This window comes from Chitinophaga sp. 9-1-y, from assembly GCF_059511905.2.
The window spans coordinates 646,607-659,778 of sequence record NZ_CM197955.1; the positions used below are offsets into that span (position 1 = coordinate 646,607).

Here is a 13,172-nt window from a genome sequence, read left to right on the forward strand (position 1 = left end):
GTTCCTTCAATTTTTAAATTATGAAACTGAAATTAACGGCTGTAATATTCCTGACTTTGATGTTGTTTTCCTCAGGATGCAAGAAGTTCCTGACTGTTCAACCGGTGGATAAATTATCCGGAAATGCTTATTGGAAGTCGACTTCGGATGTTGAATCTTTTGTAAGTGATATTTATGGGCAGTTCCGCGATAAGCTTCAAAGCACCTCTTTTGTCGCAGCTTCCGGAGAGCTGAGAAGTGGCCAGGTGAAAATGTCGCCTGAAACGGATCAGAATGGCCGTGCCTATATAGATATGTGCGGACAAAACAACCTCTTGGGCCTGATTGCTGACAATGCTCCCTGGAACTCGGGATTCAAATTTTCCACTATGACCCAATGGAAAGATTTTTACAAGGTCATTCAATCGGCCAATATCCTGGAAAAGGAGCTTGGAAGAAATCCCATTCCGGAATTGTCAACGGCAGACCTCCGACAATATGAAGCGGAAGCCGTGTTTATCAGATGTCTGACTTATTTGTTCCTGGTGAGGTTATATGGAGATGTGCCCTATTATACGGAAGCTTATTTAAGCACGCCTTTGCCGAGAGAAAATATGGTGACGGTCATCAATAATTGTATTGCAGAACTGGACAAAAGGAAAGATGATCTTCCATGGACTTACAAAGATCCCGCTAAAAGAGCCGTCAGGGCTACAAAAGGGGGAGCACTGGCATTGCTGATGTACATGAATTTGTGGAATGCCGGATTTGATAAAGGGAAAAAGCAGGATTACTTCGCAAAGACGGTCGCATATGGCAAAGAATTGATTCAAAGTGGCTCCTACAAGTTGCTGCCGATAGATAATTCCCAGCTTATTTTCAAAGGAAGGAGCGAAGAAGGACTGGTGGAAATTGCACAGAATTTCAATTATGGTGAAACACTGTCAAAGTATGCACCGTTTTCAGATATGGTACAGCATTTTCCTTATAAATTTCCGCTGTCGGGGCATGAATATAGTTTTGGCTTTTTTCGCGCCTCGTTTCTCCACATGCTTTATCCAGACGGACAGACGGATCGCCGGAAGGATTTTTGGTTCGACCAGTCCATGTTTGCGGATAACGGACAATTTCAGTTTATCAAGTTTTCAAGTGTTTTTTCACATGGAGAAGACGTGAACCCAGACAATAATATCATCATCTTCCGGTATGCCACCGCACTATTGATGACTGCCGAAGCAATGGTGGAAACTGGGGGAGCGAACGAAGCAACGGTCTTGCTGAATATGATCCGGGACAGGGCCGGGGCACCGAGGTATAACGGGCCTGGTGGAGATGACCTGCGGCAGGCGGTATACCTGGAACAAGCGAAAGAACTTATGGGAGAAGGGCTGTACTATTTTGATCTCGTTAGAACAGGCCGGGTAATGAATCAGAAATGGTGTTATAGCCCCCTGACCGCTGATCAGTTCGCACGTGGCGGATGGACCTGGCCCCTCGCCAAGTCTGTGATGGACAACAATCCTTTGATGACGCTAAATAATTACTGGACAAACTGATTTTCCATGAAAAAAACTAATTACCTGAAATGTTTAAGCGGATTAATGCTAATGGCATTGATGACGATATCCTGTAAGAAAGACAATTATTATAAAGACGGAGGAGTTACCTCGCCGGTGTTTAATGGAACGGTCATGGATTATTTACATGCAAAACCATTTTATTTTGACTCCGTTGAAACAATTGTCAAACTTGCCGGGCTTGACTCTATATTAAACAAGGATTCCCTGACATTTTTTGCACCTACCAACCGGGGTGTTTCTAACCTGGTTAGGATTTTTAACAGTAGTCTTTACCTTTTGGGAAAGGATACGATTAAAACGCTGGCGGACGTACCTCCGGCAGTCTGGAAGAAATACATGTCTATGTATATTTTCAGAGGAATAAACCTGCTGAAAGATTACCCGCAGATTGATTTTGATTTATTGCAGGTGTATGGAGGGCAGAATTATCTTTCTATCAATAACACGGTTATGAACATCGGTGTTACTTATGCTAGCTCCGGTGGTGTTAAGTATGTTGGTTATCGCCAGTTGAACCTGTCGTATCAGCCGGATCCTTCCGGCGCAGCGAATTATTTTACCCGGGTGATGGTGGCTTCCTGTAATATTCAGCCCAATCATGCTGCCGTTCATGTACTGGCAGATAACGACAGGTACTTTTCATTTGGTGTGGGAAATTTTTTAAACGACTACCTGCATTACAAGCAATAATAATATTAGCAGACCCTTAGATGCATCAATATATGAAGAAACATCTCTGTTATATACTGCTCTTGCTGTTGGCATATAGTTGCCGTCAGAAGGAGAACACATTCCAGAACCCTTATGAGGGAGGCAAAGCGCCTTTGGGCATTAAATTTTCGAATGATCCTCCCGCTGTAACATCGGCTCCACCGGGCACGATTGTAAGCTTTAAAATTACCGGGTTGCAGCCTTTCAGGAACCAGGCGGTATTTTCCTTCAATGGGCAACCCGCACAGGTAATGGAGCTGGACAGCCAGCAGATTAGTGTGAAGGTGCCAGATCTGGCAAGTACAGGCAATGTACAGGTAGTGGTGGGAGATCAGATTTTTTACGGACCAGTTTTTAATGTAGCAGGTAAAATAGTGCAGGATATTACCTTCCACGTTACCACAGGTACTAACGGCCCCGTAAACAAAATGCAGGAATTGCCGGATGGCCGCTTTTTAATGATAGGAGGGTTCACTAATTATGAAAATAAAGGAGTCGTGAATCCATTGAATGGGATTATTGCCATCAGCAGCAGCGGGGAACTGGATCGTTCTATGCGTTTTGGCTGGGGCGTTAACGGATCCATATCGGATATCGTAATGCAACCAGACGGTAAAATGATGATTGCCGGTGGATTTTCCGCATTCGATAAACAGAGAAACGGCATACACGGGATGTTTAATATTTGCCGCCTTAATGCTAACGGCTCTCCTGATACCATCACCATACAGTCGTTCACTAAAAAGGATACGGTACCTGCTTTTAACGGAGGAACCGACTATTATATTCAGGCGCTGTTCCAGGATGCACAGGGAGGGACCATTGCAATAGGCAATTTTAAGTACTATCTCAGGAAAAGATATGGCGTTTCCACATCAGATCACTTGAGAGATTCGCTGGTTGTTGACAGCATTGAAGCAAGTCAATTGATCCGCTTCAAACAGGATGGCGCGATCGATTCATCCTATCACTATGATCTTGTTGCACATAAGGGGCGACCTGCCACTAATGGTTATATCGCTGGCGCAGTGATGCAGCCGGATGGTAAGATCATCCTGTTTGGCAGATTCAGCAAATATGATGGCATACCTGTTTTAAATATGGCCCGTATCAACGTAGACGGAAGCCTGGATCCTTCCTTTACGGTTGGCGCTGATAATGTGGTTACCCGCATCACCTTTAATGCCACCACTAAACAATACGTTGTTGCCGGCGGGTTTATCAACTATAACAATAAGAAATTTAATGGAATTGTGTTGGTGGATGAATCTTTCAATCCGGTCAGCGACTTTTCAACCGGATCGCTCGAGGAGGGTAGTATCAGTTATGGCTATCAGTTAAATAATGGGTTGATCATTGCTGCCGGCTACTTTGGACGCTACGATAATGTACAGCGTAATGGCTTTATGGTAATTGATAACAATGGAAAGCTGGTGCCAGGCTATAATTCTACCGGTAAATTTGAGGGCTCTATATCAAATATATTGGAAACAAAAACAGTTAACGGAGATGTACAGCTAACGCTGATGGGATACATTAATACATTTAACGGACAACCTATCGGAAATATCACCCGCCTGCTGCTAAAATAACCCGTATCGTTTCATTGCTAATATGCTATATACATGATGAGTCAATATAAAAAAATAAACAGGCTGCTCTTACCGGTGTTATTCATCGCCATAGCAGCATGTAACAAAGACACAAAAATAACGCATCAGACGCCGGGAGGTAATGATACTATTGCGAATGATCCGTTCCCCAAGGTGTTGTATGTGATCATTGATGGGGCCAGGGGTGCGGCTGTTAATAAGGTAGCTCCGCCATTTCTGATGTCAATGACAAGTAACGCTATTTATTCCTGGAATTCGCTGACGGATACCTCCGCGGTGCAGGCAACATCCTGGGCCGATATGCTGACAGGCGTTAGCCGGCAGCGACACGGGGTCAGCACCAATGACTTTTCGGGTAATAACCTGTCTGCCTATCCTTCAGTGACAAAACTGATCAAATCCCGTTTGCCTAACTATCCCGTTAATTTTTTCAGCGCTAAAAAATCGCTGGTGGATTATCTTTCTCCCGGTTCAGATAAAACAGGGTATTTTGAAAATGATGATCAGGCAGTTAAGAATGCCGTATTGGATGCATTGGGAAAAGACACTGCCGGATTAATTATTGCGCATTTCGGAAATGTTGATGCAGCGGGAGCAACTTATGGTTATGATGCCAGTGTGCCCCAATACCGCGATGCAATTAATAATATGGATCAGTATGTGGGAGAGATGCTGGGAAAATTACGGCAGCGAAAGAATTTCGCTGGTGAAAAATGGCTGGTAGTGGTTGCTTCCAGTATGGGAGGGCCATATCCCATTGATCCGCAACAGGATGACAATACCGTATTCAGCAACCCCCGTCTGAATACATTTACCATTATTTATGCTCCCGCCTTTCAGCCATTTTTCCTTGACCGGCCGTTTAATGGTACCAGGTTTTCCGGAAGCACCGTTCGCCTGTTTGGTAGGGATAGCGCCATTTTTGCCACGGTGCCTGATGCCATCGATGCCTATAATTTTGGTGATACCACCTCTTTTACGGTGGAGTTGAATATTAAAGTAAACCAGCGCCCGGATGGAAGCTATAATTACACCTGGCCTTCCGTACTTGGTAAGCGTGCTTCTTTTGATGGTGGTGTGCCGGGATGGGTGATGTTCCTGGAACAGAACTACTGGCAGATTAATTTTGGCCAGTCAGGGAAAGGGAATATCCAGGCTAAAGGCGCTGTTATCGGGGATGGCAAGTGGCATAACATTGCTGCAGTAATACTTTCCAGGGGCGGAAAGCGATATGCCAGAACCTATACAGATGGGAAGTTTGGTGAGGAAAAGGAGATAACCAGTCAAGGTAATATTAACAGCCCTGCGCCGCTGAGGATGGGGTATCTGCCAGGATCCGTTAATCAACCAGCCGATGTGTATATGGCGGCCGTAAGAATATTTAAATGCGCCATAGATGATGCCACGATAGCCAAAGATGCGGGGGCCATAAGAGTAGAGAATGATCATCCTTTCATTGATTTCCTGCTGGGGTACTGGCCGGGTACCGATGGCACAGGTGGCCTTTTTAAGGATAAATCTGGCCAGGGCCATCCTTTCATATTGCAGGGGGTACCCTCTGGCAATTATAGTTGGGAGCCGTTCTCGGCGGTGTTGCTACCACCAGCCTCGGCCGATATTCAGACCCTCGTTCCAGCAGGTAAGGACATTCCTTTGTTTGTATTATCCTGGCTGAATATCATTCCGGATGCGAAATGGCAAATGGAAGGGAAAGGATGGACGACACGACAAATAAATGTAAAATAGTCATATCAGCATACTGCAGAAATATCAAAATAAATAGCCAGATCTAAGCCGCCCGGGACTGTGCCCGCATTCCCGGGCGCATATTTGATAAAAAATCAGGCAATAGTATCCAATTTCATTTGCCGGCAGTCTTATATGATGGGACAGCTGAAGCCCGGGTTTTTATACATGAATTATAGCGTATGACTAGATCTTTATACTGCATTCTATCCATCATCCTTGTTTGTTTGGCCTTTCAACTGCATATTTCGGGCCAGCAGAAGATGCCACCAGTAAACCTTTTTATAGGGACCAGCGGAGACAATGGCCAGGTAGATCCGGCCGCATGTGTACCTTATGGTATAGCAAGGGTATGCCCTGATATGGTACACAGAAGCCATAGTGGTTACGACTTTGCCCAAAAAGTGATCTCCGGATTTTCTGTAAACCGCCTTTCAGGTATTGGTTGCGGAGGGAATGGAGGAAATCTCAGTATAAAACCTGCGGATAAAAATGCGCTACTCACCCTGGTAAAATCAACAGAAATATCTGAGCCCGGATATTATTCGGTAAAGCTGGATAATGGTGTTACTGCTGCCTTGACAGCAACCACTAATGTAGCAATAGAACAATATTTATACCCTGTAGGAGTGGAACAACAGATGATAATTAATTTTGCCTCCTCCTTTACCGGAGTAAGGAATATTAACTACAAAGTAATATCGGATGGTGAAATATCCGGTGATCTGCAGGCTGGAACCACCTGTGATGCGGGCACCTATAAATTGTTTTTTAACATCAGATCGAACAGGCCCTTTCAATGTGTGAGTGCTACAAAGAAAATACTGGAATTGTTCTATGGGAAGGGCATAGGAAAGCCGATAGAAATGCGGATCGCGTTGTCGCCTGTGAATGTGGAAACAGCTACTGCAGAAAATAATAGGATGGCCGGCATTGGTTTTAATGCTATCAGAAAACAGGCGGCTGATGACTGGTGTTCTCTGTTAAATAAAATTGAAGTAAAAGGCGGAGCGCCGGACGACCGTATTTTATTTTATACCTCGCTTTACCGGGTTTTTCTAAGCCCCGAAAATGTAACGTCCTCCGATAGAAAATACCTGGCTACGGACGGTTCCATCAATATCGCAAAAGACTTTACTTATTATAGTTCATGGTCCATGTGGGACAATTACAGGACAAAGTTTCCCCTGATCACTTTGCTGGCGCCCCATAAGATGAAAGATATCAGCAGGTCGCTGGTGGAGCAGTATATTCATGGCAAGAAGGACTGGGCTACAGATTTCGAATCCGGACCTACCGTGAGAACGGAGCATTCTATCTGCGTACTGCTGGATGCCTATAAGAAAGGTCTCAGAGGATTCCATCTGGACATTGCTTACGAGGCAATAAAAAAGGAAGTAGATAGTCTTCGCACCGGCCGACCAGACCAGGCAATGGAAACTTGTATTGACCTATGGGCAATGAGTGAAATTGCCGGGATAACAAATCATGCCAGCGATGCCGCCTTCTATAAAAAGAAGGCAGAACAGCTGTTTACGACTACCTGGGAGCGGGAATTTTGTCATGTCGACAGTTCGTATGCCCGTATGCGTAGCAACGGCTTATATCAGGGAAGCCGATGGCAATACAGATGGGCCATGCCACAGTATCTCGCATTCATGGAAAATCTTAGTGGCAGCAGAGATACTTTGGTAAGTCAGCTTCATTATTTTTTTGAAAAAAATCTGAATAACCAAGGAAATGAAGTAGGCATACATGCTCCGTTTATTTTCAACCGGTTGGGACATCCACATGAAGCGCAGGCCACAGTGAAAAGGATGCTTACAGAACAAACGGTACACCTTTATGGTGGAAACGCAGAGTACCCTGAGCCAGTTGTAAGCAGAATATTTAAAAATTCTCCTGAAGGATTTCTTCCTGAAATGGACGAGGATGATGGCACTATGTGTGGCTGGTATGTATTCGCTTCTATGGGGCTTTTTCCACTGGTAGTTGGCGAACCCTGGTATGAAATCACCTCACCCCTGTATGATGAAATCAAGATTCACCTGGAGGGGGAGCGACAGTTTATGATGATAACAAAGAACAGAAAATCCTTAAATGATTTCATTAAGAAAGTGAAATTCAATGGTGTTGATCTCCCAGATTTCCGGATCAATCATAATATGTTAACCAAAGGGGGAGTACTGGAATTGTTCTACTGATGCATATCTACTTTTAATAAAAATAAGGGAGTACAGGTTGACCAGATTTTATGCCATCTGCAAAGATGGTTTAAGAACTGCCTTTTATGTCCCTGCTATTACTGTATCCTACGTTAATCTCTAAGATTTGCACGATGAAATATTTATATGAGAACTTCACATTCCCTGCTGATCAATCGTTTACGATCAGGAAAGAGGTACTGGAAATGAAGGAGTATAACACCTTTAAAAGTCATGTCAATTTTGAAATTGTATTACTGGAAAATTGCCTGGGGAAAAGGTTTGTCGGAGATCATATCGCTGATTTTGATGGACCGGAGCTGGTGCTTTTAGGGAGCTATCTGCCGCATTGTTGGCAGTACAAAGGCGTACAGGATTTTACGCAGCCACCCATGGCTTATGTAGTGCACTTTTCCCCGGATTTTATGGGGGCTATAATTATGGAAAAGCCGGAGGCAAAAGAGTTGAATGCGCTGTTTAACAGGGCTGCCAGAGGTGTTTTATTTTCAGGAGATACGATTAACCAGACCCGGTTTATTTTAGAACAGATGCTGGGTGCGAACGGACTTCGAAAAATTGCCTGGATGATAGAGTTGCTGGATCTGCTTACTCATTCAAAAGAAAGTACGGTGCTGTCTTCCGCTTATTTCAACCTGATGGGAACATCTGGTCAGGAGCGGCGTATCGCAGAGGTGTTTAACTATATATACAGGAACTTCAGACAGAACATAACCCTGGAGGAGACAGCTGCAGTCATTCATATGTCCAGCAGCGGTTTTTGCCGTTATTTTAAGCAAAAAACAAATAAAACGTTTATCCAAATTTTAAAAGAGCTTAGAATTGGTCATGCTGCTAAACTATTACTGGAGGGTACCCATAATATCTCTGCTGCCTGTTATGAAAGCGGGTATAATAATCTTTCTAATTTTAATAAGCACTTTAAAGAGGTAAAGGGAGTATCTCCCAGTGTTTTTTTGAAACAATACCAGAGAGCTCATTAGAGAGTTGTTATTACGGGTGCAACACGTCCGGTAAATGAGCTACATCATCCAGAAAGTAATTTCCCGGGCATTTAATAACGTGCTATGTTCAAGAAAAGGTCCCTCATGTACTTTACCATCTATCAGTACTTTTTGTACCCGTGTATGTGTAGGAGAAAAATTCTTTCTCCGGATAAACAGTGCGTGAGGTTTCCCATCTTCGCCCCTAAGCGTGATCTTTAGTTCATCAAACAAAGGAACTCCAATAGCATATGCAGTACTACCCGGGCATATGGGATAGCAACCCATGGAGGTAAATACTAACCAGGCAGACATTTGTCCACAGTCATCATTACCGGAAAGGCCGTCAGGCGTGTTCTTATAGTTGAGAGGAGTATGCTGACAGATCTTCTGTCTTGTGCTATCAGCCTTGTTGATATAATTGTACAGGTAGATGTAATGATGGCCGGGCTCATTATCATGGCGATAATGACTGGAGTCGAAGGTCTCATTTAATAATTTTTCAAATGTGGGCGCTCCTCCCATTAGCTGAATAATTCCAGGGATATCATGCATGGCGCCAAACAGGTAGGTCCATTTTGATCCTTCGGTTATTCCCTCATCAGACTTTTCCCTTGAAACAAAAGTACCATCTGCGTATCTGCTAATGAAGAAGCCGGAATTCCGGTCATATAAATGCTGATAGTTTTTGCTTCTTTTCATCAAAAAATCATACTCAGTCGGATGGCCGGTCAAGCGTGCCACTTGTGCCACACACCAGTCGTCGTAAGAATATTCAATGGTTTGTGACACATTTTCATTGGTGCGCCCAGAGGGAATATATCCCAACTGATTGTACCAGGTAAGACCGCCACGGGCTTCATAAGCCGACCAGGGGGCACGGTCTGCCCATTTATTGGTACTATCGCCGGCAGGCGCTACAAAAGCATCTTTCTTAACCGCCTCCCAGGCGAGCGATTGGTCAAAGCCTTTGATGCCCTTCACCATGGCATCTGCAATCACTGCATCAGCATGCGTCGCAATCATAATATTGGTGTAGGTAGGATTGGGCCATTTGGGTAGCCAGCCACCTTCTTTGTACATCTGTAGCAAGGATTGTATCATTGCTCCGGAACGCTGTGGAAGGAGCAGATTTAATAGCGGATGTTCAGCCCTGAAGGTATCCCATAAGGAAAAATCGTTGTAGCTAACACCTTCATGCACAATATCATCAAAGGCGCTATAGTAACGTCCGTATTCTGAAAATTCCCGGGGATATTGCATCGTACGGTAAAGCGCCGTATAAAAGGATGCCCGTTCATCTTTATTGCCGCCCAGAACGGAAATAAGCCCCAGGTAATTATTCCATTCCAACCTGGTTTTATTCATTACCACTGAAAGATCCCAGCCAGGGATCTCTGTAAGCAGATTATTGCGTGCCTGTTCAATGCTGATAAATGAGGTACCCACCTTCACATTTACTACTTCATTGCCTGCCGTGGCAAACCGGAGGAAGGCGCCGCAACGATCACCTGATTGTTCCGTTTGACCAACGAATATATCATCCCGGTAGGTTGTTCCAAAAGCAATGGGTCGTTTACTAAACTGTACCACAAAGTAACCTTTGAAATTTTTCAGTGGAGGCCCCAGAAGTGCCGATTGACGATCGGGATTGTAACCAATAAGCTCATTGCGTTGCTCGTCGTATTTGATCCACCCCGTAAAATTTTCTTGCCTGGATGCTTCCACAAAAATGTAGGAACTATCTGATGTAGGAAACTTAAACTCGAGGATACCGGCACGGGAGGTAGCTGCCATCCGGGCGTTTAATGGCTTGCCGCCGGCAGTATTTAAAGTTACCGAATAGCTATAGGGCGTAGATTTTTCATCCTGGTGGGAAAAAGTCATGGCCCGCTTTTTATCCGTAAATAATGTACCGGATTGGGGAGATACTGTGACCATACCATAATCACCCATCCAGATGGCAGGTTGGTGCGTAGCTGTAAATCCCATCATCGTTTTATCATTGTAATGATAGGAGGTGGTGGAAATACTACTTTCGCGGGTTTGTGCGCACCATTGCGTCATGGCAAAAGGTGGTGCAACGGCTGGAATTAATCCCCCATATTCTGTACGGTTACTGCCGGTGGTACCAATCATCGTGTTGACTTCATCCACCGGTGATGAGTGCTTGGTCTGACTTAGGGACGCGATAGCACTAAATGTGCAGCCAGCGAAAGTGAATAAAGAGAAAATCGTTTTCCGGGCAGAGCGTATCATTTTATACATTTATGGGTAGCCGAATATACAAATTCGGCATACCATATAGAAGAAGCCACCAATAATTTAGCTGGTTCCGGTGTTATATTGACATGTATTCCATCGTCGTTTATTCCGGCCGTCGCTCGGGCAATAAAGCATCGATGTTTGTTAATATAACGTATATACTCCCATAGAAAATATAGTACTTTGGCTGTTTACCACGTTTTAAACGACTATAGAAGCATAAAATGAAAAAGTTATTTGTTCCTGCCTGCTATTGTATTCTTATGGCGCTTTCCCTGCCTGCTGTTGCCGGGAGAATAAAGGGGGCGAAAGAAATCGTCGCTCTTTTGAAAAAGTCGACACCTTATTGTGAAGATGTGCATGAAAATCGCATCAATAATCCGGCGTTGCAAATCGTCAGGCGTTGGGATAATAAAGTTTGTCATTCCACCATTGTTAATAATAGTACACAACCGCTCTATGTGGGTAATATTGTGCTATTTGAAATAGATGGATCTATGCTGGACAGCAGCAGTCGGGTTTATGGCGAAGGATTTCAGATGCTCACACAAACCGGCGGCAGTTTAGGGCACCCTCAAAGCATTGGTGGCTATACAGATGAGGGACATTATAAAATTGCCCGCCCTCACGGTATGCCTACTGTCTATGGGATGTTTAATGTAACCTGGCCTGGCGGCGGACAGTGTCTGATGTTAGGCTTTTCTACCTGTCAGCGATTTATTGGCCGCATCAGCTTTTCTGCGCAAAAGATCATCGTTTCAATAGATGCAGAAAATTTGCGGTTACAACCCGGTCAGCAGGTGGAGCTGGAAGACTTTATGGCATTGGCCGGCGCAGATAAAAATGTATTGTACGACCAACTAAGCCGTCAGATTGCGGTGAAGCACCCACCTGTTTTTGGTAAGCAGGTGCCTACCGGCTGGTGCTCCTGGTATTGTTATGGCCCCGATGTGACTCAGCAGGATATTCGTGAAAACATGACAGGATTTGCGGCCAAATTACCGGCAGTGAAATATATCCAGATTGATGATGGCTTTCAGCCTTTCATGGGCGACTGGCTCGACGATAATCCCCGGTATGGCTCACTGGCCAATACGCTGGCGGAAATTAGAAATGCCGGTTTTACACCTGCTATCTGGCTGGCTCCTTTTATTGCCGAGAAAAATTCCAGGTTGTTCAAAACACATCCCGATTGGTTTGTGAAAGACAGTACCGGTCATCCGCTGAACTCCGCCACTGTAGGATTTGGTGGCTGGCGTAATGGACCCTGGTATGTGTTAGATGGTACTAACCCGCAGGCACAGGAGTACCTGAAGTATGTGGTGAAGACTATGCGCGAAAAATGGGGCATCCAATATTTTAAATTAGATGCCAATTATTGGGGAGCGATCCACAAAGGGATCCACTATGATACCACGGCTACCCGGATCACGGCTTATCGCGCGGGGATGAAAGCTATCCTGGAAGCCTGCGATGCCAATACCGTTGTGTTGGGCTGCAATAATCCCATTTGGCCTTCGTTGGGATTGATTACTGCCAGTCGTACGAGCAATGATGTATCGAGAGACTGGCATTCTTTTGCTTCCACTGCCCGGGAAAATCTAATGCGCTCCTGGCAAAACGGGAAGCTATGGTATAACGATCCGGATTGCCTTGTATTAGGGCCAAATGATGGTAGTGGAAAAGAGCTGACACCTGCTGAATATTTGTTTCATGCCACCGTAGTACATGCCGTTGGCGGTTTGATGCTGTTGGGAGATAAATATGCTAACTTGTCCGAAAAGCAATTCGATATTATTCGCCGGCAATTACCGCCGGCAGGAAAGAGTGCCCGCTTTACCAATGATAAATTTGAAACCGGGTTTATGGATATGGGCGATGAACAATTTTATTATTTCCTGAACTGGGATGACACAAAGCCGGTATCATTGCGGATGCCACTGAAAGCGAAATCGTCATTGGAAAACTATTGGCTGGGTACCAGTCTTGGGGTGCATGAGGGCAGCTACGAAGTGAAAAATTTGCCACCACATTCGGCGTTGTTGATAAAAGCGAAAATTGTAAAATAGTTGT

At 44.6% G+C, this 13,172-nt stretch carries 8 protein-coding genes; 7 read left to right on the top strand and 1 reads right to left on the bottom strand.

The features are described from left to right. Positions 1-20 precede the first annotated feature (20 nt). The 6 genes from AC5ZC7_RS02695 to AC5ZC7_RS02720 all read left to right on the top strand — a co-directional run bounded on the left by AC5ZC7_RS02695 (position 21) and on the right by AC5ZC7_RS02720 (position 8,834). Positions 21-1,535, top strand: a complete 1,515-nt coding sequence (locus AC5ZC7_RS02695) for a RagB/SusD family nutrient uptake outer membrane protein (protein WP_496159701.1) — start codon at positions 21-23, stop codon at positions 1,533-1,535. A gap of 6 nt (positions 1,536-1,541) precedes the next feature. Beyond that, entirely contained in the window at positions 1,542-2,249 is a 708-nt protein-coding gene (locus tag AC5ZC7_RS02700; protein WP_496159700.1) for a hypothetical protein, read from the top strand. A 32-nt stretch (positions 2,250-2,281) separates the two neighbouring features. Further along, positions 2,282-3,862: a DUF5008 domain-containing protein gene (locus AC5ZC7_RS02705; RefSeq protein WP_496159699.1), complete on the top strand. Its 1,581-nt coding sequence runs from the start codon at positions 2,282-2,284 to the stop codon at positions 3,860-3,862. A 33-nt stretch (positions 3,863-3,895) separates the two neighbouring features. Continuing rightward, positions 3,896-5,629, top strand: a complete 1,734-nt coding sequence (locus AC5ZC7_RS02710) for an alkaline phosphatase family protein (protein WP_496159698.1) — start codon at positions 3,896-3,898, stop codon at positions 5,627-5,629. 182 nt (positions 5,630-5,811) lie between these two features. Continuing rightward, a complete protein-coding gene (locus AC5ZC7_RS02715; protein ID WP_496159697.1) occupies positions 5,812-7,833 on the top strand; it encodes a glycoside hydrolase domain-containing protein in 2,022 nt (673 codons plus the stop codon). Between the two features lie 134 nt (positions 7,834-7,967). Beyond that, on the top strand, positions 7,968-8,834 hold the full coding sequence (locus AC5ZC7_RS02720; RefSeq protein WP_496159696.1) for a helix-turn-helix domain-containing protein: 867 nt from the start codon (positions 7,968-7,970) through the stop codon (positions 8,832-8,834). Positions 8,835-8,873: 39 nt separating this feature from the next. On the opposite strand, the gene AC5ZC7_RS02725 is transcribed toward AC5ZC7_RS02720, so the two are convergent. Continuing rightward, a complete protein-coding gene (locus tag AC5ZC7_RS02725) occupies positions 8,874-11,093 on the bottom strand; it encodes a GH92 family glycosyl hydrolase (RefSeq protein WP_496159695.1) in 2,220 nt (739 codons plus the stop codon). A 230-nt stretch (positions 11,094-11,323) separates the two neighbouring features. On the opposite strand from AC5ZC7_RS02725, the gene AC5ZC7_RS02730 reads away from it, so the two are divergent. Next, positions 11,324-13,168, top strand: coding sequence for an alpha-galactosidase (locus tag AC5ZC7_RS02730; RefSeq protein WP_496159694.1), 1,845 nt, complete (start codon positions 11,324-11,326; stop codon positions 13,166-13,168). Positions 13,169-13,172: the final 4 nt, after the last annotated feature.